Here is a 24,545-nt window from a genome sequence, read left to right on the forward strand (position 1 = left end):
CGGCATGGTCGTACTCTGGTGTGCATGACGGACCGGCGACTGGCGATCGACGCCTGGGAGAGTCTGTTCCGCGCGCAACACGAAGTGCTCGCCGAGATCAGTGGCGACTTCATCGTCGGCGAACTGACGCAGGGCGAGTACGACGTCCTGCTCACCGTCACCCGCGCGCCGGGGATGTCGGCGCGCCTGCGCGATGTGACATCCAACATGCTGATCAGCCAGCCGAGTGTCTCGCGCCTGGTCGACAGGATGGTCGCCTCGGGGTTGCTGACCAAGTGCTCGGATCCGGACGACGGCCGCGGCGCGGTGGTCACCGCGACCGATCGGGGTGCCGGTCTCTTTCGCAAGGTCGCCTCAGCTCACGGCAGGTCCATCGCCGAACGGATGTCAACCCTGAGCGACACCGAACTCGAACAGCTCCGCACGCTCACCTCGAAGCTCCGCGGCCCCCGCGCGTCAGACTGCTGAAGCCTGCATCCGGGCCGAACGCAGGACGAGACCCGGAGTCTCGACTCTCTTCTAGACCTCGGCGCCAGTTCATCCTGCAAACGGCGCGGCAGGCGATCCCGGGCGTGATCCGCTACCAACGGTTGTGGACGTGTTCTGCCCACCCCTCGACACCGTCGAACGGGATGACTTCGCCGCCAGCCGTCGTGAAAGCCCCTGACCACACGCCGAAGCACTGATCCGTCGCCGCCGCAATGATGCCGAGGTTCGTTCGCGCGACACGGTCATAGAACGGGACGAATCGGGCGTCAAGACCGCCGCCGCGCACTGACCACGGACGCAGGAAGTCTGCCTGGTCGTACTCCCAGGTCAGGTCCTCGTGAATCTTGTGCATCCGTCCATCAATGAAAAACGCGTTCTCGGTGGCGCCGGTGCCGTCGGTCCACTTTCCGCCGACCTGGATCCCGATCACGCTGCCCTGGTAGCGGCCCGATCCCGCGCCCCAGTTCCAGGTGATGTCGTACGGCCATCGCCCGCGACCGTGGTCCAGCACCGCCCACGACTCGCCAGCCGGCAGGTCGTACACCGTGCCGTCGACCGTCACCGTGCCACGTGCGGGACGCGCGACATCCTTGACCGTGTATTGGAAGCGCCGCTTAGTCCAGGGCACGACGACGGCCAGACTTTCGTGCCCCGCAGGCTTCTCGGCGAGAACATCGACGGATGCGCGTGGGACCTCGACTCGCATCCGAACGCCGTCTGGCTCCTCCGTGACCTCGATCCGAAGATCCTTGGCCCGGGCAGAAGCGGGACCCTGACCCAGCGTTGGCGGCAGGCTGACCCCGCGAGCGGGAAGCACGGTGGCCGCGCGATGAACAGCCTCGCGGGTGTCGCGATTGAAGATCCACACCTCGTGCACCGCGGCGTAGTCGATGGCTGACACGGTGAGACCCACGATGTATCGCGGCGTCATGATGTTCCAGTACTCCCAGCGCTTATTGCGCCCCCAGAACCGGCGCGGCCCAATCCCGCCGGTCCGGATCAGTGGGGAGCGCGCCCAGCCGAGAGCCGCGGGGTTCAGGCGACCGTCGGGAAGGGTGAGCTCGACCGGAGCCGTGATCTCACTGCGAGAGTCTTGTTTGGGGAAACGAGTCGTCGTCGACACGCGCTCCAGCCTAGATGCGGGACTATTCATCCTCGCGCCCGAGCGAGCACGCAGAAGCCCCCGGTCCGTTCTCGGGCCGGGGGCTTCTGGAGAGCAGGTCAGGCGCTGGCGCCGGCCTCCTGGATCTCACTGTGGGACTCGTCGACCGTGATCGTCGAGGGCGCGTCGGTCGCGATGTCAATCTTGCGCGGCTTGGCCTTGGGGCTCACCGGAATCGTGACCGTCAGCACGCCGTGCGCGTAGCTGGCGGCGATGCCTTCGGTGTCGATCCCCTGACCGAGGCTCAGCTGACGCAGGAAGCTGCCGGCCTCACGCTCGCGCGTGATCCACTTGACGCCTTCCTGCGACGTCAGTGTGCGCTCGGCGCGGATCGTCAGCAGCTGACCGTCGACATCCACGTCGACCGAGCCCGGGTCGATGCCCGGAAGGTCGGCCGAGAGGACGTAGTGGTCGCCGTCACGGTAGAGGTCCATCGGCATCTGGCGCGGTCCGCGCCGGTTGCCGTCGAAGAGTGCGTTCGCGAATCGCTCCATCTCGCGGAGCGGGTCATAGTTTGCCATCTCGTCTCCTTCATGAGCGGGGCCGGATGCGGCATCCGACCGAGTTCTAGAAGTTGAGTCACCTCGACTCAACTGATCTCAGATTAGCACTCTCACCATTCGAGTGCCAGATATCCGAGCGCACGAGAGGCTCGCTCTCGGCGAACACGAAGAACGTCTCAGCGGAAGGCCGGGATGCCCGTGATCGCCTGGCCAAGCACGAGCGTGTGCATCTCGACGGTGCCCTCATATGTCAGCACTGATTCGAGGTTCGCGGCGTGACGGATGACGGGGTACTCGAGGGAGATTCCGTTTGCGCCGAGGATCGTGCGGGCGGTGCGGCAGATCTCCAGCGCCTCCCGTACATTGTTGAGCTTGCCCAGGCTCACCTGCTGCGGTGTGAGCTCGCCGGCATCCTTGCGGCGACCAAGGTGAAGCGCGAGCAGCAGCCCCTTTTCGTACTCGACCACGCTGTCGACGAGCTTCTGCTGCGTGAGCTGGAACGCCGCGATCGGCTTGCCGAACTGCGTCCGTTCCGCGGCGTAGGTCAGGGCGGCGGTCAGTGCCGATCGCGCTGCACCCAGCGCGCCCCAGGCGATACCGTATCGCGCCTCGTTCAGACAGCTGAGCGGACCCCGAAGTCCCTGGACCTCCGGGAGCACGGCATCCGCGGGCAGGCGCACCGCATCCAGCACCAGTTCGGAAGTCACGGATGCGCGCAGCGACAGCTTGTGCTGGATCTGCGGCGCTGAGAACCCCGCGGAGTCAGTCGGAACCAGAAACCCCCGGATGCCACCCTCGGTCTGCGCCCAAACGACAGCGACATCCGCGACCGACCCATTCGTGATCCACATCTTGCGACCCTCGAGCACCCAATCGTCACCATCGCGTCGGGCTCGCGTTCGCATGCTCGCGGGGTCGGACCCGGCATCCGGTTCGGTCAGACCGAAGCATCCGACGATCTCCCCCGCCGCCATCCCGGGCAGCCACTGATTCTTCTGCTCTTCGCTCCCCCACCGCCAGATCGCGTACATCGCGAGCGACCCCTGCACCGAGACGAGCGAACGGATGCCAGAGTCCGCAGCCTCGAGCTCGAGGCATGCCAGGCCGTACTCGGTGGCCGACATAGCCGCGCACCCGTATCCCTCGAGGTGCATGCCGAGCACCCCGAGCTGACCGAGGTCTTTCGCGAGGCCCCGCAGATCATCGATCTCGCCCCGCTCGAACCAGTCACCGACGTGCGGAATCACGCGCCGCTCGACGAAGGCGCGGACCGCATCACGCGTGGCGCGCTCGTCGTCGCTGAGCAGCGCGTCGATGTCGGCGACGTCGATCACGTCATCACTGGATGCCACGGGCTTCTCCTTGGGGCAGGTCACTCGCGCGACCGGTCGGATCGGGGCCGGCAAGCCACCGGCGGATCTCGTCACCGTGCTCATCGAGCCGCGGCGGGCGTTCGTACCCGCGGATCGGTGTCCGCGTGAACCGCAACGGAGATCGAATCTGGTCGGTACCGCCTTCGACCGGCACCCGAGGCTCAAGGCCGAGCCGCTCTGCCAGAGCGAAGCCGTCGGCGACGCTGCCGATCGTGCCGGCCGGCACCCCGGCATCCATCAGCCGCGTCGTCCACGATGCCGCGGCGTCGGCTTGCAGGCGCGCCTCGAGTGCTGCCGCCAGTTCATCCCGGTGGGCAACGCGCTGCGCGTTGGTGACGAAGCGCGGATCGGTCGCCAGGTCGGGGGCTCCCACAACCTCGCACAGCCGCGCGAACTGCCGGTCGTTTCCTACGGCGAGCGCGAGAACGCCGTCGCCGGTGTCGAGAGCTTCGTAGGGCGCGATCGACGGATGCCGATTACCGAGCGAGCGCGGAGAGTGGCCCGTCGCGAGGAACCCCGAGGCCTGGTTCACCAGCGCCGCGAGCAGGCTCGAGAGAAGAGCGACCTCGACGTGCTGCCCGAGCCCGCTCCGGGAACGCTCGTGCAGGGCAGCGAGGATGGCGACCGTGGCATCCTTAGCCGTCAGCACATCGACGATCGCAACGCCGACCTTGGATGGGGATCCGGGCGGCCCGGTGATGTCCATGAGACCGCCCACCGCTTGCACGAGAAAGTCGTAGCCAGCCGCGTGGGCGCCGGCCTTGCTACCGAACCCCGTGATCGACGCATAGACGATGGCGGGATTGCGCGCACGCGCACTCTCGTAGTCGAGCCCGAACCGCTCGAGGGTGCCGGGCAAGAAATTCTCGACGACGACGTCTGCGCGTGAGACCAGTCGGCACGCCAGGTCGAGATCCGCGGGGTCGCCGAAGTCGAGCGCGATGGAGCGCTTCCCGCGGTTGGCCGACTCGAAGTAGGAGGAGGAGTTAGCGGTCCACGGCGGGCCCCACCGCCGAGTATCGTCTCCGGATCCGGCGCGCTCCACCTTGATCACGTCGGCACCGAGGTCGGCGAGAGTGGATGCCGCCAACGGTCCTGCGAGCACGCGACTGAAGTCGGCGACGACGACGCCGTCCAGGGGCATCGGACCAGGCATCCGCTTCCTCGCTCTTCCCGGTGAGAGTGAGACAACCCTACCGAGGGAGTTCCCTGGACGTCGGGAAACGAAGAAGGTCCCCGAGCCGTAGGGCTCAGGGACCTCATCACTGTCTCAACACAGTGCGCGCCCGAAGGGACTCGAACCCCTAACCTTCTGATCCGTAGTCAGATGCTCTATCCATTGAGCTACGGGCGCATGGTCCGCTCATTTCCGCGAGCAAACCAGCGTCCAGATTACCCCACGAATGCCTCAGACAGCGAATCGCGGGAGACCGCACCGAGACTCACCCTCCCTCGGGTCTCTCACCGTCGGGAACCGGACCGGAGTCGTCGGTATCAACGATCGGCGCCGCCGCCGCCGGGCTGCTCAGTCTGCGCTGGTGCGATGCGAGGCGCGGCAGGTCGATGAGCCTGATCGACTGCATCCGCGCTGCGCGCATCGACGCGTAGTCGGGATCCAGATCCGGTCGCATCGCCTCAACGATCAGGCGCCGCTCGAGGTTCGATTCGACATCGCCCCACGCGGCATCGCGCGCTTGCTCGATCAGCTGCTCGAGTGCCGCGTCGTCGGTTGCCCTCTCACGGAGCTCCTTGGCAACCCCCGTGTACTGTCGGGCGCGCCGCCGCAGATTCCGGGAGTCACGCCCTCGGTAGTCGTGCGTCCCGCTCGGGTCGGATTGCCTCCCCCACGCGCGGCGCCAGTCGGCCCGGGCGCGATCTGCAGCTGCCGACTGCTCATCGGCGAGCGCTTCGAGAGTCTGCCGGGCGAACGGCTTCACGGCGTCAACCGAGAAGGCGCTGTCGTTGCGAATCGCGTCGACCAGAATCCGGTTTCGGATGCTCAGACGCGCCGCCGCGATGGCGATGATGACGCCCTCAGCGATCGCATCGGCCGTCCTGCCCATCCGCAACCTCCTGGGTAGAGGGTATCGGGGCATGAGAGCGGGCGCCGACCCATGGCCGGCGCCCGCGAGGGTGATGGGATCAGATTCAGGCGCGCTTGGCGTACCTGGCGTCACCGAAGCCGAGGATGAGGTATCCGATGAAGGGGAAGAGGAACAGCAGGAAGAAGGAGAACGCGCCCCCCTTGCCGAATCTCTCACCGACCTTGATCGCCACGATGATGGCCAGCACCAAGTTGGCGATGGGGATGAAGTAGAGCAGCCCGAGCCAAGCGGAGTATCCGGCGATCTTCACGAGGATGAACATGTTCACGATCGGGATGATCGCCAGGATGCCGGGCCACCCCGCCTTTGCGAAGACCCGCCACAGGGCAACGACGACGATGACGTAGATCACCAGCCCGAAGATCGACGTCGTCCACAGGGACGACACACTGGCCTGGTCGGTGATGGAGGTTGCGAGCATGGCCACAGCCTAGGGCGAAAGCGACCCGCTCTTCCAGCTAACTCTCAGGAAACCGCAGCGATCCGCCACGACGCCTTGTGCGCGTCACCCGGTGCGATCACACCGAGCCCCGTGTCGAACGGGTAGCTGTCGTCATTGAAGGCGTCCGGAGCACACATCCCCCTCGGGTCACCGCGATGCAGAGTGCACATACGCGGTCCGGAAGTTCATCATCTCGAACACTGTCTCCCGTGATCCGGGTTTCTAGCGTGGGTCCAGCGCGGCGGCACCACGCCGCACTCGACGACAGAGAAGTCGTGCGCCCCCTGACGGCGGGCGCAGAAGTGGAGTGACGATGTCTGGCACCGATACGAACATCCGGGTGACGCAGACCCAGGCGGGCAGGAATGCTGCCGCGGACCTGACGCATCTGCCCTGGACGAGCCCCTCCGCGGGCTCCTTCGCACCGTGCGTGCGCGACAGCAACGTCCAGCTGACCTACCTCGCCCTCGAGCGCCGGGCAGCGGCCTGCGCGGAGCAGTTGAGCGCTCTCGGCATCCGGGCCGGCGATGTTATCGCGATCATGCTGCCCAACTCCGTCCCCCTGCTCGTCGCGATGCTCGCCGCCTGGCGTATCGGCGCCGCTGTCACCCCCATCAACCCCACCTTCACCGCACGCGAGCTCGCCTATCAGCTCTCCGACTCCGGTGCTGCTCTGCTGATCGCCGCCGACGCCCCCGCGCACGACCTGCCCCAGCTGCGCCCGAGCGAGTTCGTGACCACGCCCGCGGCGGAGATCACCACCCCCGACATCCGGCCCGATGCGATCGCCCTGCTGGTCTACACCAGCGGCTCCACGGGGCAGCCCAAGGGTGTGATGCTCGATCACGCGAACCTCAGCGCCATGGCATCCTCCCTCGTCACGCACGTCGGCATGGGGGTCAATGACCAGGCACTGCTCGTGCTGCCGCTGTTCCACGTCAACTCGCTGTGCGTGAGCTTCCTCGCACCGATCAGCGCCGGGGGCAGCGTGTCGATCCTCGAACGGTTCGCACCCGACACCTTCCTGGCCGCGATCGAGCACTACCGGCCGACGTACTTCTCTGCCGTTCCGGCGATCTTCGCGCGGCTGGCTGAACTCCCGGCCGAACGGATGCCGCACGGTACCGCGCTGCGGTTCGCCATCTGCGGTGCCGCACCGGCGACCAGCGAGCTGCTCGCCCTCTCGGAGGAGCGGCTCGGCATCCCGATCATCGAAGGCTACGGACTGACGGAAGCCACCTGCGCCTCCTCCTGCAACCCCCTGTGGGGTGTGCGCAAGCCGGGGACCGTCGGGCGGGCCCTGCCCCGCCAGCAGATCGCCATCCTCGACGAAAACGGCGCCCTGGTCCCTCCCGGCACCCTCGGCGAGGTGGCCATCGCGGGCCCCACCGTCATGCGCGGCTACCTCGGCCGGCCGGAAGCGACCGCCGAAGCGTTGCGCGACGGCTGGCTGCGCACGGGAGACATCGGGTTCCTCGACGAGGATGCCTACCTCACCCTGGTCGACCGCAGCAAGGACATGATCATCCGCGGGGGCGAGAACCTCTACCCCAAGGAGATCGAGTCGTATCTCGGCGCCCACCCGGCCGTGCTCGAGTCGGCCGTCGTCGGTCGACCCCACCCGGTCTACGGCGAAGTCCCCATCGCCCATGTCGTCGTGCACCCCGACAGCGAGGTCACCACCGACGAGCTGACCGAACACTGCCGATCCGGCCTGACCAAGATCAAGATCCCCGCCGAGATCCACATCGTCGAGGCTCTGCTGCGCAACCCGGTCGGGAAGGTCGACAAGCCGGCCATGCGTCGCGCACTCGCTGACAACCCGCCGCCCGCGGCGTAACCCACACCACCCCAGCTGTCGCGTCGGCGCCGCGTCGACGACGACCGAGCGCACGCGCGCTCACCGCCACCCCATCACCAAAGGAGCTGTCATGGGATTCACCACCGGAGACTTTCCTCCCGTCGATACGCAGACCTTCCTGCATCTCCCCCTGCGGGAACGCGTCAAAGCGCTCGCCCTGCACTGGGTCGATTACGGCTTTGGGTCACCGCGCATCATCGCGACGACCTACGTCCTGAAAGTCGCCCTGCTGTGGCTTCTCGTCGGCGCATTCATCATCACCGCGACCAGCGGTGTCGGATGGTTCTGGCAGGTGGATCAGTGGTGGAACCAGCCGATCGTGTATCAGAAGGCCATCGTGTGGACCATGCTGCTCGAGGCGATCGGCCTCGCGGGCTCGTGGGGTCCGATCGCCGGCAAGTTCAAGCCGATGACCGGCGGCATCCTGTTCTGGGCCCGTCCCGGAACCATCCGGCTGCGCCCGTGGAGCTGGGTTCCCGGCACCGCAGGCGACACCCGCACGGTGTTCGATGTGGTGCTCTACCTGGGTCTGCTCGTCTCCCTGACCCTCGCCCTGGTTCTTCCCGGCGCGGTCTCGACCTCGCTGGCCGTCGCTCTCCCGGGTAACACCAGCGGCCTCGTGCAGCCGGCACCGGTCATCGCCGCCATCGTGTTCCTCATCCTCGCGGGCTTGCGTGACAAGACCGTCGCGATCGCCGCCCGGATCGAGCAGTACCTGCCAGCCCTGGTGTTCTTCGTGGCGCTGCCGTTCATCGACATGATCATCGCGCTCAAGCTGCTCATCGTCGTGGTGTGGGTCGGCGCGGGCGTCTCCAAGCTCGGTCGACACTTCGTCAACGTCATCCCCCCGATGCTCAGCAACACTCCCTTCTGGCCGCCGCGGTGGTTCAAGCGCTCGATGTACCGAAGCTTCCCCGAAGACATTCGGCCGTCGCGGTTCGCGCACTTCATGGCGCACGTCATGGGTACCACTGTCGAGATCGTCGCTCCGCTGGTGCTGCTGTTCTCGCAGAACATCTGGCTGACGCTGGCGTGCGTCGTCCTGATCGTCGGGTTCCACCTGTTCATCGTCTCGACCTTCCCCCTCGCGGTGCCGTTGGAGTGGAACCTGCTCTTCTGCTACGGAGCGATCTTCCTTTTCCTCGGTTTCCCCGGCTGGGATGGCTACGCCCTGACCGACATCGCCACCGGCTGGGTTCTCGCCGCCGTCATCGCGGCGCTGATCTTCTTCCCGGTGCTGGGCAACCTGCGCCCCGACAAGGTGTCGTTCCTGCCGTCGATGCGGCAGTACGCCGGCAACTGGGCCTCGGCACTGTGGACCTTCACCCCGGGCGCTGAAGCGAAGCTCAACGCCGTCGTGCGCCCCACCCGCAACCAGGTCGACCAGCTCCAGCAGATGGGCTACCCGGCGGAGGTGGCCGAGATCACGATGCAGCAGACGCTCGCCTGGCGGTCGATGCACAGCCAGGGCCGGGGCCTGTTCTCGGTGCTCTACCGGTCACTGCCCGACCTGGAGACCCGCACCATCCGGGAAGCGGAGTTCGCCTGCAACTCGGTCATCGGCTTCAACTTCGGCGACGGACACCTGCACAATGAAGACCTCATCCGGGCACTCCAGGCGCGTTGTCACTTCGCGCCTGGGGAGTTCGTGGTGGTCTGGGTGGAATCGCAACCCATTCACAAGGCGACGCAGGAGTACAAGGTGGTCGATGCAGCTCTCGGCGTGATCGAACGTGGCCGGTGGCGTGTCGCGGATGCCGTCGCCGCCCAGCCCTGGCTGCCGGATGGTCCGATCCCGCTCGACGTGTTCTGGAAGGCCTCTCCCGGAGGCTCCGACACTGCCGTCACGAACGACCTGCGCACCGTCGCCTCGTCACGAACGCGGAAGGTCCCCCGGTGACACGCGCCGTCGTCGTCGGCAGCGGACCGAACGGGCTGGCTGCGGCCGCCGAACTGTCCGCCGCCGGTGTCCAGGTGCATGTCATCGAGGCATCCGATGAACTCGGCGGAGGGGCGCGCAACAGCGCGCCCCTCCTGCCGGGGCTCGTGCAAGACCACTGCGCCGCGGTGCATCCGATGGCGGCCGGCTCCCCGTACCTGACGGGGCTGGACCTTCCTGGTGTCACGTGGGCCCGCGCCGAGATCGACTGCGCGCACCCGCTCGACGGGGGCGACGCCGCGCTGCTGAGCCAGTCGATCGACCGCACCGCGGAGGACCTCGGCGACGACGGGCGACGGTGGGCGGCACTGTTCGGCGCTCCGTCACGGCGGTTCTCGGCACTGTCGGAAGACATCATGCGGCCGCTGATCGGGATGCCGCGGCATCCGCTCACGCTCGCCCGTTTCGGGGCGGTGGCGGCGCTACCTCCCACCTGGGTTGCCCATGCCTTCGCCAGCGAACGCACCCGAGCACTCTTCCTCGGCGTCGCGGCACATGCCTTCCAGCGCCTGGACATCCCCCTGGTCACCGGCATCGGTGCGGGCATCATCACGGCCGGTCACGCCGTCGGCTGGCCCGTCGTCGCCGGCGGCACCGGCACCCTGACCTCGGCGGTCATCGAGCGTCTGCGCGCTCGCGGTGTCACCTTCGAAACCGGTCGGATGATCACGCAGCGACGGGAACTTCCCGCCCACGACATCGCGATGTTCGACCTGCATCCGCACCAAGTCGCCCGGATTCTCGGCGACGCGCTGCCCGCACGCTCCCGCCGCGCCTTCACCCGTTTCCGTCCCGGTCCCGCCGCCTTCAAGGTCGAGTTCGCCGTCGACGGCGGTGTGCCCTGGCTCGCCGAGGGTGTCTCCCGCGCCGGGACCGTGCATCTCGGCGGTGCGGCAGCCGAGATCGTGGCCGCCGAACGTGAGATCGTCGCCGGCCGCATGCCCGAGCGCCCCTTCGTGCTCGTCGGACAGCAGTATGTCGCCGACCCGCAACGATCCGCCGGAGACATCCGCCCGGTGTACGCGTACGCGCACGTGCCGGGCGGGTTCCGCGGCGACGCCACCGAGGCGATCATCGCGCAGTTCGAGCGGTTCGCGCCCGGCTTCCGCGATCGCATCCATACGATGCGTGTCGTGACCTCCACCGAGCTGAGCCGTACGAACCCCAACTTCGTCGGCGGTGACATCCTCACCGGCGCGAAGTCGCCCCTGCAGTTCACCCTGGGGCCGCGCCTGAGCGCACGCCCCTACGACACGGGAGTGCCGGGCTCCTACATCTGTTCCGCGGCGACGCCGCCCGGACCCGGCGTGCACGGCATGTGCGGTGTGAACGCGGCACAGCGAGCGCTGCACGTCGAGAGATCGCGGCGACGCCCACACCAGGATGCCGCCGCGTGAAAGCGTCCGAACCCGAGTTCGATATCAGCGAGCTGCTCGCCCTCGTCGCGCGGCACCTCGATGTGCGCATCCCCGAGATCGTGCGGGAGATGCGCGACCTGCTCGCCTCGCGGATCACCGACCTGGGCGGCGACCCCCACCTGGTGGAAATGCTGCAAGCCAGCATCGAGGGAAACGTCACCACGATCTGCCACATCCTGGCCAACGACATCGATCTGGACAGCCTCCAACCCACCACCGCTGCCGTCGAGTACGCGGCCCGGCTGGCGCAGCGGGATGTGCCCCTCGCCGCTCTCACACGGGCCTACTACCTCGGGCAGAGCATGTTCCTGCGGCTGGGCATGGACGAGATCGAGCGTCTGGACATCCCCGACGGCATCCGCATCGACGTCGTGCGTGCCATCGCCGACGTCGTGCACCGTTACATCGACTGGATTCTGCAGTTCGTGACGAGCGTCCACGATCAGGAGCGGCGGCGCTGGTGGAACAACCGCGCCAGCCTGAACGCCGGCATCATCCTCAAGGTGCTGCGCGGGGACACGCTCCCCGCGCGTGGTTTCGAGTCGGAGACCGGGTACAGCCTCACGCAGACGCACGTCGCCCTGGTCGCTTGGACCGACAGTTCCTCCGACGACCAGGATCAGCAGCGCGGAATCGACCAGCTGCTCCGCAAGGTCGCGGCGCTGCTCCACTCCTCGGCGCCGCCGCTGGTCGCCGCCGCCGACCGATCCACCGCCTGGGCGTGGGTCGCCGCTCCGGTCATGACGGAGCAGTCATACGCCGATATCGCGGCCCTGGTGGCCTCCCATCCCGGGGTGCGCCTCGCCCTGGGCGACACCGGTGCGGGCTGGGACGGGTTCCGGCGCTCGCACGAGCAGGCTGTCACCGCCCGCCTGGTGGCCTTGACTTCCCCTCGCTACCGTGGCACAGCAGTGGTGTCCCACGCCGACCCGCACATCGCCCTCGTCGCCCTCCTGCTGAAGGATGCCGCCGCGACCCGGATCTGGATCCGGGAGGTGCTCGGCCCGCTGGCCGACGCGGGCGAGCAGAACCGCATCGCCCGCGAGACGCTCGCGACCTACTACGCCCAGGGCGAGAACGCGGTGCGTACGGCGGAAGCGCTGGGGCTTCACCGCAACACCGTGCGTCAACGCATCGCGAAACACGAGAACGACCGGGCGGGGTTCCGCGGGGACGCGCTGCAGATCGCCCTGGCGTTGCGCGTGTACGACGACTTCGACCCGATCGATCCGACGCAGGGCGGCGGGTGAGAAGCTCCCGCCCTAGGCAGAAGCCGGCTGGGAAGACGCCCGCACGATGATCTGCGGAGCGGAGGCCCCCACCGCAGCATCCGCGGAGGATGGCGCCCCGACCACGGCTGCCACGCACCTCCGGGCATCGCCGAGGACGTCCACGCGCACACTCGTCAGCGCCGGGGCATAAAAGGCTGCGTCGGGGTTGTCATCAAAACCGACGACGACGAGGTCATCGGGGACACGGATGGCGGCGGCATCGAGCCCCGCCATCAACCCCAGGGCCATCTGGTCGTTGGCCGCGAGGATCGCCGTGACCTCACCGGCGCGGACCGCCGCGGCGATCTCCGCCGCAGCGGCGTAGCCGGATCGGGCAGACCAGTCACCACGCCACCGCCGCGTCTCCTGCAGCCCCGCAGCCGTCAGCGCGCGCGTCGTGCCCTCGGCGCGCGCGGCTTCTTCGAGCCAGTCCTCGGGTCCCGCGAGTCGGGCGATACGGGTGTGCCCGCGTTCGATCACGTGCGCGACGGCCAGGGCCGCCCCGGCGCGCTGGGCTTCGGCCCCCTCATCGGCGTGCAGCGATGCGACGGGAACATCCGCCGCGCTCTGCCGGACCCGTTCGATCGTGCGGGCGTGCGGTGCGACGAGCACCAGCCCGTCGATGCCTTGTGCGAGAACGTGGGCTATCGATCCGTCGATCGCGGCCGGATCGCCGGCATCCGCGTAAGCAGTCGCGATCCACAGGCCCGCCTCCCGCGCGGCTTCAGCGAGGGCCGCGATTCCGACCGTGGGGCCGTAGAGGGTGGCATCCGTCGCGATGACACCGATGGTGCGCGTGGATGCCGTGCCGAGCGCTCGTGCGGCGTTGTTGACCCGGTAGTCGAGCGCTCGCATGGCCTCGAGCACACGCATCCGTGTCTCTGGTCGGATGTTCGGATAGTTGTTGATGACCCGCGACACTGTCTGGGTCGACACCCCCGCCAGGTGGGCGACCTCGCGCACCCCGGCAGGACGCGCCGGACGGGTGACATCGCTCATGGGCCCTCAGCGTACTGCTGCGCTGCGCCCAGCGACGACGAGCGTCGGGGCGGTCAGAGTACGCTGATCCGCGCTTTCAGTTGCGCCACGATCTCGGGGTCGACCTGGCCGCCCGCGAAGGTCAGCACGGTGTTCACAGGCATGCCCTTCGCCATTCCGACCATGGGATGGGTCGGAAGCTCGGGAACCAGCTCGTCGATGATCGCCCGCGCCTCCGGGTCGTCGAGCAACTGCCCGAGAGTGGTCGTGTTCAGATCGAACTTGCCAGCCATCGTGTGTTCCTCCATTGGCGAGGCGCGCATCCAAACGCGCGCGCTCTCAGCTTCCCAGCGGCGGCCGCCGGCAGCAACCGTCAGATCGCTGAAAGAGCGGTCTCCTGCTGGTGTGCGACAAGGCGGGCATACGCGCCGCCCGCCGCGAGGAGCTGGGCGTGCGTGCCGCTTTCGACGATGCGTCCAGCCTCCACGACGTGGATGACGTCGGCTCCGACGATCGTGGAGATACGGTGCGCGATCGTCAGCGTCGTCCGCCCCTGGGCTGCCGTATCAAGTGCCTGCTGCACGGTTCTCTCCGAGACCGTGTCGAGCGCGCTGGTCGCCTCGTCCAACAGCAGGACCGGCGGGTTCTTCAGCAGCACCCGCGCGATAGCGATCCGTTGCTTCTCCCCGCCTGAGAGGCGGTAGCCACGCTCACCGACGACGGTGTCGTATCCCTCGGGGAAGGACTCGATGACGTGGTGGATGTGCGCGCCGCGGCACGCGTGCTCGATCTCTTCCGGCGAGGCATCCGGCTTCGCATACAGCAGGTTCTCTCGAATCGACGCGTGGAAGAGGTAGGTCTCTTGCGAAACGATCCCGACACCCTCGAGGAGGGACGCGCGGCGGAGATCGCGGACGTCGGCACCGGCGAAGAGCACGGCGCCCGACGAGGCCTCGTACATCCGTGGGGCGAGATAGAGGATCGTCGTCTTGCCGGCTCCGCTGGAACCGACGAACGCGATGTGCTGACCGGGCTCGGCGACGAACGAGACGCCCCGGAGGGTCGCAGCATCCTCTCCCGCCCCGGGGTAGCGGAACGACACATCGCGGAACTCGATCCGACCGACCGGTCCCGGGGCATCGGCGACGTCGACCGCATCCGGCGAGTCGACGATCGCGGGTGTCAGATCCAGGTACTCGAAGATGCGGGCGAACAGCGCCATCGAGGTTTGCACGTCGAGAGCAACCCTCATGAGTGCCATGAGCGGGAAGAGCAGTCGCCCCTGGACCGCGGTGAAGGCCACGATCGCACCAGCGGTGATGTCGACACCACCCGTGATGAATACTCCGGCAAGCAGGTAGATGATGGCCGGTACCGCAGACATGATGACGCCCACGACCGCGAAGAAGCCCTGGCCACTCATGGCCTGCCGGATCTGCAGCGACACCTGACGGCTGGTCTCTTCGGCGTAGCGACCTGTCTCGTAATCCGAGCGGTTGAACGAACTCGTGAGCATGATGCCCGACACCGAGAGCGACTCCTGGGTCATGGCGGTGAGGGTCGACAGGGACTCCTGGGCCTGCGCGGCGATCCGGGCACGCACTTGCCCGACGCGGCGCTGGATCACCACGAGCACCGGAAGCATGACGATCGCCACGAGGGTCAGCCGCCAGTCGATGATGACCATCGCCACGAGCGACGCGACAACGGTGACGCTGTTGCCGAGGATCGAGGTGAACGTGTTGGTGAGCACGCTCGCGACCCCGCCCACGTCGTTCTGGAGGCGGGACTGGATCACTCCCGTCTTCGTGCGTGTGAAGAACGCGAGCTCCATCGACTGGAGGTGCCGAAAGAGCCGAACCCGCAGATCACCGGTGACACGGTTACCCACTGACGAGGTCAGCCACGTCTGGAGCACGTTCAGTCCCGCGGATGCCACGAACAGTCCGATCATCAGCGCGACGAGTTCGATCAGAAGCGGGATGTCCGGGGACCCGGATGCCGGGAACAGGGCGAGGTCGAAGACCTGCTCGACCAACAGCGCGGGCACGACGCCGAGCGCCGCACTCAGGACGACGAGAACCGCGGTGACCGCGAGCCGCCCACGGTACGGCGAGAACAGCGCGACGATGCGGCGCCCGAGGTGAGGGATGTGGGGCGCCTCCGCGTTCCGCTCACGCTGCGTCCGTTCGTCGGCCCCTCGAGTGAGCCCCCCGCCGAAGCCTCCGCGCACCATGCTCATCCGCGCTCTCCCGTCCGACGTTTTCCATGTCTTAGTACATGTAAATCGTACCTTCCCCGCACGGCCTGCGGGCCGAGGCACAGAGGGCGCCTCACTAGACTCCGTCCCATGCTCCGCCGCACCCGACGACCGGTGACCATTGCAGCGATCATCGCTGCGTCAGCGGGATTGATCTCGTGCACCGCCGCCCCGCCCGGTCCGCCCACTGATGTGCCACCCACGATCGCGGCCATCATGGACCAGCCCACCTACGAGGGCGGCCGCTGGGGGATGTCGGTGATCGACATCGACAGCGGCGAGACCCTCATCGCCGTCAACCCCGACGAGCAGTTCCTCACCGGGTCCACGGCGAAGATCCTCTCTGTCACCGCAGCCCTCGACCTGCTCGGCGCGGATGCGACGTTCACGACCCCGGTCGTCGCCGTCGGCGAGGTCTCGAACGGCACCCTCGAGGGAGATCTCATTCTGCGCGGCTCGGGAGACCTCACCCTCGGCGGTCGAACGATGCCCGATGGCACCCTCGATGTGCCGATCTTCGACCACTACGACGCGAACGTCCTCCCGGGCCTGGCGACGCTCACTCCCGAGGATCCGCTGACCGGCCTCGATGATCTCGCTCAGCAGGTCGCCGCATCCGGAATCCACACGGTGGGCGGGGACGTCCTCGTCGACGACAGGCTCTGGGATCCCGTCGTCCTGGACGGCGAACCGATTTCACCGATCGTGGTCAACGACAACCTGGTGGACATCGTCATCACCCCCGGCGCGGCGGTCGGCGACCCCACGACCGCGAGCTGGCGGCCGCAGAGCTCGGCGTACACCGTCGAGAATCTGGTGAGCACAGCGGATGCCGACAGCGGGTTCGACGTCACGATCACCGAGCAAGGCGGCATCCTCACCGCCACCGGAACGATCCCTCTGGGCGCCGAACCGGTGGTGCAGACCTATCAGGTCCCTGATCCGGCAGCGTGGGCCCGCATCCTGTTCATCGAGGCGCTCGAGCGCGCGGGCGTCACCGTCACGGCGGACCCGCGGACGCCGAGCTCGAGCGAGCTGCCGCCGGTGGCGGACCTCGACGGCGCGATCCCGGTCGCCACGTTCACCTCCCCGCCGTTCTCGGAGACCGCCCGGCTGATCAACAAGGTCAGCCACAACCTCGGCGCCAATCAACTGCCGCTGCTGCTGGCGGCGCAGGCGGGTGAGCGAACCCTCGACGCCGGGCTGGCGAGACAGATGAGCGTGCTCGAAGCGGCGGGACTCGGGCCCGACGACGTCGTGATCACCGATGGTCAAGGGCTGCCGGGGAACCGCATCACTCCGGCAGCGATGACCTCCTACCTGGTGTCGCTGACGGACGCCCCGTACTTCGAGACCTTCCTCGAATCCACACCGATCCTCGGGGTGGACGGGTCCCTGGCAACCGTGCTGCCCGACGGTGACCCCGCGATCGGTTCTGCCCACGCGAAGACCGGCACGCTCGTCGGTCCGGGAACCGACACCCCCTACGTGCTCGAGACGAAGGCGCTCGCCGGATTTCTGGATGCCGCATCCGGCCGGCGTCTCGCCTTCGCGGTGTTCGTCAATGACGTACCGATCACCGAGGTGCAAGCGGTCATCCAGGCCAACACCGATCTGGGCGCGATCGCGTCTGAACTGTTCCAGTTGTACTGAAAGCTCACGCCAGCTCGACGTCGCGCCCCGGGGTCGTACGGCCGCCGATCTCGACCTCCCGGCCGAGGTTCCGGCGGTGCGTGACCAGCCTCGACCCTGCTCCCTGTTCGATCTGCAGATCTCGGCCAAGTGCGGCGGTCAGCCGGATTGCTGCTGACCCGGTCGCCTCGTCGGTGCGGATCCCGAGGCCCGGCGCGAACATCCGCGTGCGCACCCTTCCCGCTTCTTCGTCGAGCCACGCCCAGACGTAGTGCATGCCCTCGGTGTAGGCATCCGGATCGACGGCGTCGACCTCACCGGGGAGTCGAGTCGTTCGAGTTCGAACTCCGGGGCCCAATCGACGTCGGCACTGATCCACGTGAGGTCGCCGTCGGCACGGACCCGGGCCGAGCCCGCCGGCACGACGACGTGCCGGATGTCGTCGCCTGCCGCGCGCAGCCAGGCTGCCAGTCCCACCGTGGGATGCCCGGCAAAGCGCAGCTCCTGCTTCGGGGTGAAGATCCGCGCCCGAACAGTGCGCCCGTCCACCTCGTCGATGAACACCGTCTCGCTGAACCCGAGGTCAGCGGCGATGTCTTGCTCATGCCCGCGAGTGGCGGTCGACGCCCACACGATTCCGAGCGGATTGCCGTGCTCGCCGGCTTCATCGACGAAGACGTTCACGACAGTTGCCAGGATGCCCATGACTGGCCAGTCTTGCACGGGATGCAGCGGGCGGTCAGCCCCGTCGGCCGCCACAGTGAGGGTCTTTGGTCCCTGCCGCCGACGGTCGGATCCGGCGCACAGTTGAGGGGTCGGACATTCCGACACGATGAAGAAGGGGACCTCGTGTCCAAGCTGCTGGTTATCCGCGCCCACCCTCTGACCTCAGAGAACTCGAAGTCGATGCGACTCACGGATGCGTTCCTCAAGACGTACGTCGAGACGCACCCCGACGACGACGTCATCGACCAGAACCTGTACAACATCGCGATCCCCGAGATCGATCTGGATCTGTTCAGCGCATGGGGGAAGCTGCGCGAAGGCATGCCGTTCGTCCGCCTCCACGAGGCCGAGCAGAGCAAGCTCACCCTCTTTGAGGGCTACACGACCCAGTTCCTCAACATGGACAAGATCGTGATCGCCAACCCGCTGTGGAACCTCCAGGTACCCACCCGACTGAAGGCGTGGATCGACTGCATCTGTGTGGCGGGCAAGACCTTCCGCTACAACGAACAGGGCGAGGCGGTCGGCCTCGTGCACGGCAAGAAGGCGCTGCACATCCAGGCCGCCGGCGGAGTGTTCAACTCCCAGGATCCCGCGAGCCAGTACCTGCGCACGATGCTCGGATTCATCGGCATCGACGACTACACGGAGATCGCCGCCGAGGGCATGGACCACGACCCGGCCCGCTCGGATGAGATCATGGCCGCCGCGTTCGCGAAGGTCGAGGAAGCTGCCGCAACCTTCTGAGGTGATCAGGCTCACTCCGACGGGGGCCGGTTCTCCCGGACGCCGTGACGTGGTTCATGGCGCCCCAGGATCGGCTCACCCGAGCGCTCTGAGCCGCGGTTTACGCGACCGAAACACGAGCGTGTGCACAATGGGTGTGCAGCGTAAGCCGTTGCGGGCGCACTGGGCCACAAGACCCCGGGGCGTGTGGAGATGTCGTTCGCTCCACGTCCCTCTCGCGGTGTGGTGCGGCGACTCATCCCTTCCTGTTCATCGGTATGGAAGTGAGAGAGTCATGTCACTCAAAGTCGCGGTTGTCGTCGGCAACCCGAAGCCGGCATCGCGCACCCGCAAGATCGCCGAGCTCCTGGTCGAGAAGCTTCTCGACCAGGGAACCTACGAGGCCCAGGTGATCGACCTGGCCGACTACACGAACGAGATCTTCGCCTGGCCGTCGGAGGTCATGGGGTCGCTGAACGCCGTGGTCGCCGACAGCGACCTCGCGATCTTCGCGTCACCGACCTACAAGGCCACCTACACGGGGCTGCTGAAAGCCTTCCTCGACCGGTATCCGGCCAACGGGCTCGCCGGTGTCACCGCGATCCCGGTTCACACGGGCGCCGACTTCACCCACTCGATGGGACCGACCTTCACGCTGTCTCCCCTCCTGGTGGAACTCGGGGCGACAGTGCCAGGACGCGGCTTCTATCTGGCCCTCAGCCAACTGGAGCGCGTGGACGAGGTCCTTGACGCGGCGGTCGCCGAGTATGCCACCAACATCCGACAGGTCGCGTCCCTGGCCGGCGCCCTCCGCGCCGGCGTCCCGGCATCCTGAACCGACGGCGAAGAGAAAGCGAACCCATGTCTCAGTACTCGGCACCCGATGTGCCCCTCTCTCCCCGTCAGTTCCGTGACACCCTCGGGCACTACGCATCGGGGATCACGATCGTGTCGGGCATCGACGATGGCGAACCCATCGGCTTCACGTGCCAGTCGTTCTTCTCGGTGTCCATCGAGCCGCCACTGATCTCGTTCAGCGTCATGAAGACCTCGACGACGTACCCCCGGATAGCCGCCACCGGCAGGTTCGCCGTGAACGTCCTGGCCCACGACCAGCACGAGATCGCCAACCAGTTCGCCCGGCGGGGCACCGACAAGTGGGCGGGCGTCGCCTGGAACCCCGCAGCCTCCGGTAACCCGATCATCGCCGACACCCTCATGTGGGTCGATTGCGAAGCGTGGGCAGAGCACGAGGCCGGTGACCACCTGATCGTCATCGGGTCGGTTGTGGGGATGAGTCCGGCCGAGTGGCACCGCGAGGAACCGCTGCTCTATTTCAAGGGTTCCTACCGTCACCTCCGCGACCTCGACCAGCTCGCCGGGTGAGCGAGGCCGGCATCACGATGCTTGCCCATGCGTAAAGAAGCCTGAATCTTGACGCACTCTTCGGCGAAAAGCAGGGGTAAATCTCCCTAACCTCGAGGCATGCATCCTGCCCTGAGCGACCACGCGCTCCCGAGCCGCGCCGTGTTCTTCGTCTCAGACAGCACCGGCATCACTGCCGAAACCCTGGGCAACGCGCTCCTGGCGAACTTTCCCGGATTCCGGTTCGATCGCCACACGATTCCGTTCGTCGACACCGCCGAAGCGGCAGCGGCGGTGGTGCAGACGATCACCGGTGCGGATGCCGCGGGCCTGGCGCCCATTGTCTTCTCGACGATGAAGAACGCGACTGTCGGACGCGTGCTCGATACCGCGCCGGCGCCGCGCATCGACCTTCTCGGTGGCCACCTCACTGATCTGGAGCGAACGCTCGGCACGACGGCATCCGAACAGCTCGGGCAATTCCATACCCTCGGTGACACCGAGGCCTACTTCGCGCGGATGCGCGCTGTGGAGTACGCCATCGAGCATGACGACGGGCAGAGCTCGCGGGCGCTCGAGTTCGCCGACGTCATCATCATTGCCCCCTCGCGCTGCGGCAAGACCCCGACGACCATGTACCTCGCGCTGCAGTACGGCCTCCTGGTCGCGAATTACCCGCTCACCGACGAGGACTTTCCCACCGATGGACTCCCGCGGCTCGTCGCCCCGCACGCCGAGCGCTGCTTCGGCCTCACCACGACGCCCCTGCGCCTGAGCCAGGTGCGCCACGAGCGACGCCCGGATTCGCGCTACGCGAGCCTCGCGCAATGCACCCTCGAGCTGCGACGCGCCGAAGAGCTGTATCGCCGCACGCGCGTGCCGTTCCTGAACTCCTCGACCAAGAGCGTCGAGGAGATGTCGGCAATCATCCTGCAGACCTTGAAGCTTCGCGCCTGACACCCCAGCCCTTCCCGGCCCTCACAAAGGAGCACCCATGAAGAACGTCCTCTGGTTCGACGAGATCGGCATGACCGATCTGCCAGCCGTCGGCGGCAAGAACGCCTCGCTCGGCGAGATGGTCTCTCATCTGTCAGCGCTCGGCGTGCGGGTTCCCGGCGGGTTTGCCACCACAGCCGACGCCTACCGCCGCTTCTTGGCCCACGACGGTCTCGGCGACCAGATCGCAGCCCTCTTGCGCGATCTCGACACCGACGACGTCGCAGCCCTCACGCGCGTCGGCGGCGAGATCCGCGCCAGCATCGAGCGGCACCCGCTGCCCGAGGACCTCGAGATCGACATCCGCACCGCCTACGACCGGCTGCTGCACGACGACGCCGATCCGGATGCCGTGACCTGGGCGGTCCGGTCGTCGGCGACGGCCGAGGACCTGCCCGACGCCTCCTTCGCGGGGCAGCAGGAGACGTTCCTCAACATCGGGGGAATCGAGAACATCCTGACCGCGATCCGTCGGGTCTTCGCCTCGCTCTACAACGACCGCGCGATCGCGTACCGCGTGCATCAGGGATTCGATCACACCGAGGTTGCGCTGTCTGCCGGCGTGCAGCGCATGGTGCGCTCGGATGTGGGTGCCGCCGGCGTCATGTTCACCGTCGACACGGAGTCGGGGTTCGATCAGGCGGTGTTCCTCACGAGTTCGTACGGGCTCGGCGAAGCTGTCGTGCAGGGAGCCGTCAACCCCGACGAGTTCTATGTCTCGAAGCCGGCTTTGCGCGCGGGGCGCCCGGCGGTGCTAAAGCGGTCGGTCGGCGAGAAAGCGGTGGCGATGCGCTACACCGACAGTCGTGCCGCGGGCGCGAGCACGGCCTTCGTCGATGTTCCACTCGCCGATCGCGCCAGGTTCTCGCTGACGGATGCCGAACTCGAGGAACTGGCCAGGCAGGCTCTCGTCATCGAAGAGCACTACGGCCGGGCGATGGATATCGAATGGGGTAAGGACGGCGTCGACGGGCGGCTCTACATCCTGCAGGCCCGGCCCGAGACTGTCGTCTCTCGCGCGTCGGCGAACGTCATCCGCCGCTTCCGCCTGCACGAATCGGGGACGGTCCTGGCGGCAGGTCGCGCCATCGGCCAGCGCATCGGCTCGGGTTCCGTGCGGGTGCTGAGCGATCTGGCTCAGATGGACTCGTTCCGCGCGGGCGATGTTCTGGTGGCCGACATGACCGACCCCGACTGGGAGCCGATCATGAAGAGGGCCGCAGCGATCGTCACCAACCGCGGTGGACGCACCTGTCACGCGGCGATCATCGCGCGCGAGCTCGGCATCCCGGCCGTCGTCGGTGCAGGCGATGCCACCCGCATCCTGAGCGATGGACAAGACGTCACAGTCTCGTGCGCCGAGGGCGACACCGGGTTCGTCTACGAGGGCCTGCTGGAATTCGCCGAGGAGGAGACGCACCTCGATCGGATGCCGGAACTGCCCGTCAAGATCATGATGAACGTCGGCACGCCCGACCAGGTGTTCTCGTTCTCGCGCCTTCCCCACCGGGGGGTCGGGCTGGCGCGGCTCGAGTTCATCATCAACCGGCAGATCGGCATCCATCCCCGCGCGCTCCTCGAGGGCGACCTACCCGCCGAGCTGCAAGCCCAGATCGACGAGCGGGTCGCCGCCTACCCGTCGCCGCGTGACTTCTTCGTGCAGCGCGTCGCGGAGGGTATCTCGATGATCGCCGCCGCGTTCGCACCCGAACCGGTCATCGTCCGGATGAGCGACTTCAAATCGAACGAATACGCAAACCTCATCGGCGGCGAACGCTACGAGCCGCACGAAGAGAACCCGATGCTCGGCTACCGCGGGGCGTCCCGCTACATCTCCCCCGACTTCCGGGCCTGCTTCGATATGGAGTGCGAGGCGCTGCGGTACGTGCGCGACGAGATGGGATTCACGAACGTCCAGGTGATGATCCCCTTTGTCCGCACCGTCGGCGAGGGTCATGCCGTGGTCGAGATGCTCGCCGAGAACGGCCTGCGCCGCGGCGTCAACGACCTGAAGATCATCATGATGTGCGAGCTGCCGACCAACGCACTGCTGGCCGATCAGTACCTGGAATTCTTCGACGGCTTCTCGATCGGCTCGAACGACATGACCCAGCTGACCCTGGGACTCGATCGCGACAGCGGCCTTGTCGCCAACACCTTCGACGAGCGCGATCCCGCCGTGCTGCAGCTCATGTCGATGGCCATTCAGGCGTGCCGCGCGCAGGGCAAGTACGTCGGCATCTGCGGTCAGGGGCCGAGCGATCATCCTGACCTTGCCGAGTGGCTGCTCGCGCAGGGTGTCGAATCGATCTCCCTGAACCCCGACACGGTCGTTGAGACCTGGATGCGGCTGGCCGGGTCATCTGTTGACTCTGCACCGACTACGCCATAGCCGTGAGTGCGGATGGCCCGGCTCATCCGCCCCGGCCGAAGATAGAATCCTCACAGATGCACACGCATCACGAAGATGCGGAGCACAATGTCATACCGAGATCAGGCGAAGGTTCAGTCGTGGGTGACGGACTTCGCGAACAGTCACCCTGGGGTCTCGCCTCAGATCTCCGTCGTGGATCAGTACTACGCCGAGGGGCCCGATTCGGGCCTGGTCGTCGTACAGTTGCGCACGGCGACCACCGTGACATCGATTCAACCGGTCGTGGAGGACGGTGCTCCTACCTGGCGGGTCCACTTCGATCCGCGCGAGGAGGGGCTTGATCTCGACGGTGAACAGACCGAAGCGTTGGCTGCGGATCTGACGTTGCTCTCCCTGCTCTGTCAGTACCTGCAGGGCCGGACAGACTCCGAGCCCTGACCGGGCTCGGGGAGTTTTACCGCTCCTGGCTCGCAGCTTCGAGAGCATCGAGAGCCCGCGCGAGTCGGTCGATGACGAGGGCTGCCACCTCAGCCTCGCCCTCGGACAGACCGTCGATCACGCTGACCACAGCCCCATCCCGGGAGGCGTAGGCAGAGTCAACCCTCTCGATGGCTGCATCCGTCGGCAAGAGATAGTGAGCGCGCCGGTCAGTCGGATGCTCCTCGCGCACGAGGTAACCGCGTGTGACAAGCCGCTCGACGACGTTCGTCACTGTCGCGCTCGAGGTGTCGAGCATCACGATGAGGTCTTTGGGGCTGAGTTTGCGATCGTCGCGCCGTGCCTGAACGAGGTATCGCAGCGCGCCAAGGTCGAGGCTTGAAAGACCGGAGCACCGCACCGCGCGGTCGGCCTGGATTCGCTCGCTTCGACGAAGGTGCAGCACGGCGCTGCTTAGCCGTCTCCCCGCGTCGGACGACGGCTGTGT

Annotated in this window: 23 protein-coding genes and 1 tRNA gene; 12 read left to right on the plus strand and 12 right to left on the minus strand. The window is 67.1% G+C overall.

Translation table 11 applies throughout. The annotated features are described in order from the left end of the window. Positions 1-24 precede the first annotated feature (24 nt). Positions 25-468, plus strand: coding sequence for a MarR family winged helix-turn-helix transcriptional regulator (locus MICSW_RS12925; RefSeq protein ID WP_228178452.1), 444 nt, complete (start codon positions 25-27; stop codon positions 466-468). 112 nt (positions 469-580) lie between these two features. On the opposite strand, the gene MICSW_RS12930 is transcribed toward MICSW_RS12925, so the two are convergent. The 7 genes from MICSW_RS12930 to MICSW_RS12960 form a co-directional block, all read right to left on the minus strand. Then, positions 581-1,612, minus strand: a complete 1,032-nt coding sequence (locus MICSW_RS12930; protein ID WP_228178451.1) for a DUF2804 domain-containing protein — start codon at positions 1,610-1,612, stop codon at positions 581-583. A gap of 98 nt (positions 1,613-1,710) precedes the next feature. After that, a complete protein-coding gene (locus MICSW_RS12935) occupies positions 1,711-2,172 on the minus strand; it encodes an Hsp20/alpha crystallin family protein (protein WP_228178450.1) in 462 nt (153 codons plus the stop codon). Positions 2,173-2,330: 158 nt separating this feature from the next. After that, positions 2,331-3,506 (minus strand): acyl-CoA dehydrogenase family protein, encoded by a 1,176-nt coding sequence (locus MICSW_RS12940; protein ID WP_464496180.1) that lies wholly within the window; start codon positions 3,504-3,506, stop codon positions 2,331-2,333. Then, complete coding sequence (locus MICSW_RS12945) at positions 3,493-4,683, minus strand: CaiB/BaiF CoA transferase family protein (RefSeq protein WP_228178448.1); 1,191 nt, start codon at positions 4,681-4,683, stop codon at positions 3,493-3,495. Before MICSW_RS12945 ends, MICSW_RS12940 begins: the two co-directional genes overlap by 14 nt. A gap of 125 nt (positions 4,684-4,808) precedes the next feature. Continuing rightward, a tRNA-Arg gene (locus MICSW_RS12950) sits at positions 4,809-4,881 on the minus strand. Positions 4,882-4,969: 88 nt separating this feature from the next. Continuing rightward, positions 4,970-5,590 (minus strand): asparagine synthase, encoded by a 621-nt coding sequence (locus tag MICSW_RS12955; protein ID WP_228178447.1) that lies wholly within the window; start codon positions 5,588-5,590, stop codon positions 4,970-4,972. A gap of 85 nt (positions 5,591-5,675) precedes the next feature. Then, on the minus strand, positions 5,676-6,053 hold the full coding sequence (locus MICSW_RS12960; protein WP_464496181.1) for a DUF5684 domain-containing protein: 378 nt from the start codon (positions 6,051-6,053) through the stop codon (positions 5,676-5,678). A 334-nt stretch (positions 6,054-6,387) separates the two neighbouring features. On the opposite strand from MICSW_RS12960, the gene MICSW_RS12965 reads away from it, so the two are divergent. The 4 genes from MICSW_RS12965 to MICSW_RS12980 all read left to right on the plus strand — a co-directional run bounded on the left by MICSW_RS12965 (position 6,388) and on the right by MICSW_RS12980 (position 12,542). After that, positions 6,388-7,914, plus strand: a complete 1,527-nt coding sequence (locus MICSW_RS12965; protein ID WP_375237197.1) for a class I adenylate-forming enzyme family protein — start codon at positions 6,388-6,390, stop codon at positions 7,912-7,914. 91 nt (positions 7,915-8,005) lie between these two features. Further along, complete coding sequence (locus tag MICSW_RS12970; RefSeq protein ID WP_375237196.1) at positions 8,006-9,835, plus strand: DUF3556 domain-containing protein; 1,830 nt, start codon at positions 8,006-8,008, stop codon at positions 9,833-9,835. Beyond that, on the plus strand, positions 9,832-11,271 hold the full coding sequence (locus MICSW_RS12975) for a phytoene desaturase family protein (protein WP_375237195.1): 1,440 nt from the start codon (positions 9,832-9,834) through the stop codon (positions 11,269-11,271). Before MICSW_RS12970 ends, MICSW_RS12975 begins: the two co-directional genes overlap by 4 nt. Then, positions 11,268-12,542, plus strand: coding sequence for a PucR family transcriptional regulator (locus MICSW_RS12980; RefSeq protein ID WP_464496182.1), 1,275 nt, complete (start codon positions 11,268-11,270; stop codon positions 12,540-12,542). The genes MICSW_RS12975 and MICSW_RS12980 overlap by 4 nt, the downstream gene beginning before the upstream one ends. 12 nt (positions 12,543-12,554) lie before the next feature. Here the strand turns inward: MICSW_RS12980 and MICSW_RS12985 are convergent, their stop codons facing one another. From MICSW_RS12985 to MICSW_RS12995, 3 genes are all read right to left on the minus strand, one after another. Beyond that, complete coding sequence (locus MICSW_RS12985) at positions 12,555-13,562, minus strand: LacI family DNA-binding transcriptional regulator (RefSeq protein WP_464496183.1); 1,008 nt, start codon at positions 13,560-13,562, stop codon at positions 12,555-12,557. 53 nt (positions 13,563-13,615) lie between these two features. Beyond that, on the minus strand, positions 13,616-13,834 hold the full coding sequence (locus MICSW_RS12990; protein ID WP_464496184.1) for a hypothetical protein: 219 nt from the start codon (positions 13,832-13,834) through the stop codon (positions 13,616-13,618). Positions 13,835-13,914: 80 nt separating this feature from the next. Then, the gene (locus MICSW_RS12995) at positions 13,915-15,783 is read right to left on the minus strand and encodes an ABC transporter ATP-binding protein (RefSeq protein ID WP_464496185.1); all 1,869 of its coding nucleotides are present in this window, start codon (positions 15,781-15,783) and stop codon (positions 13,915-13,917) included. Positions 15,784-15,891: 108 nt separating this feature from the next. Between MICSW_RS12995 and dacB the strand changes: the two genes are divergently transcribed. After that, positions 15,892-17,454 (plus strand): D-alanyl-D-alanine carboxypeptidase/D-alanyl-D-alanine endopeptidase, encoded by a 1,563-nt coding sequence (dacB, locus tag MICSW_RS13000; RefSeq protein WP_464496186.1) that lies wholly within the window; start codon positions 15,892-15,894, stop codon positions 17,452-17,454. Positions 17,455-17,592: 138 nt separating this feature from the next. Here the strand turns inward: dacB and MICSW_RS13005 are convergent, their stop codons facing one another. Beyond that, a complete protein-coding gene (locus tag MICSW_RS13005; RefSeq protein ID WP_464496187.1) occupies positions 17,593-18,192 on the minus strand; it encodes a PhzF family phenazine biosynthesis protein in 600 nt (199 codons plus the stop codon). 90 nt (positions 18,193-18,282) lie between these two features. Here MICSW_RS13005 and MICSW_RS13010 point away from each other — a divergent pair, with 90 nt between their 5' ends. The 6 genes from MICSW_RS13010 to MICSW_RS13035 all read left to right on the plus strand — a co-directional run bounded on the left by MICSW_RS13010 (position 18,283) and on the right by MICSW_RS13035 (position 24,058). Beyond that, positions 18,283-18,906: an FMN-dependent NADH-azoreductase gene (locus tag MICSW_RS13010; RefSeq protein ID WP_341578678.1), complete on the plus strand. Its 624-nt coding sequence runs from the start codon at positions 18,283-18,285 to the stop codon at positions 18,904-18,906. Positions 18,907-19,180: 274 nt separating this feature from the next. Then, complete coding sequence (locus tag MICSW_RS13015) at positions 19,181-19,720, plus strand: NADPH-dependent FMN reductase (RefSeq protein WP_292727593.1); 540 nt, start codon at positions 19,181-19,183, stop codon at positions 19,718-19,720. Positions 19,721-19,746: 26 nt separating this feature from the next. Then, positions 19,747-20,271, plus strand: a complete 525-nt coding sequence (locus MICSW_RS13020) for a flavin reductase family protein (protein WP_464496188.1) — start codon at positions 19,747-19,749, stop codon at positions 20,269-20,271. Positions 20,272-20,370: 99 nt separating this feature from the next. Then, positions 20,371-21,207, plus strand: a complete 837-nt coding sequence (locus tag MICSW_RS13025; RefSeq protein WP_292727590.1) for a pyruvate, water dikinase regulatory protein — start codon at positions 20,371-20,373, stop codon at positions 21,205-21,207. 37 nt (positions 21,208-21,244) lie between these two features. Next, entirely contained in the window at positions 21,245-23,638 is a 2,394-nt protein-coding gene (gene ppsA / locus MICSW_RS13030) for a phosphoenolpyruvate synthase (RefSeq protein WP_464496189.1), read from the plus strand. An 87-nt stretch (positions 23,639-23,725) separates the two neighbouring features. After that, entirely contained in the window at positions 23,726-24,058 is a 333-nt protein-coding gene (locus tag MICSW_RS13035) for a protein-L-isoaspartate carboxylmethyltransferase (RefSeq protein WP_464496190.1), read from the plus strand. A 16-nt stretch (positions 24,059-24,074) separates the two neighbouring features. Here the strand turns inward: MICSW_RS13035 and MICSW_RS13040 are convergent, their stop codons facing one another. Next, on the minus strand, positions 24,075-24,503 hold the full coding sequence (locus MICSW_RS13040) for a MarR family winged helix-turn-helix transcriptional regulator (RefSeq protein WP_464496191.1): 429 nt from the start codon (positions 24,501-24,503) through the stop codon (positions 24,075-24,077). Between the last annotated feature and the right edge of the window lie 42 nt (positions 24,504-24,545).

This window comes from Microbacterium sp. SW12 (assembly GCF_055391095.1).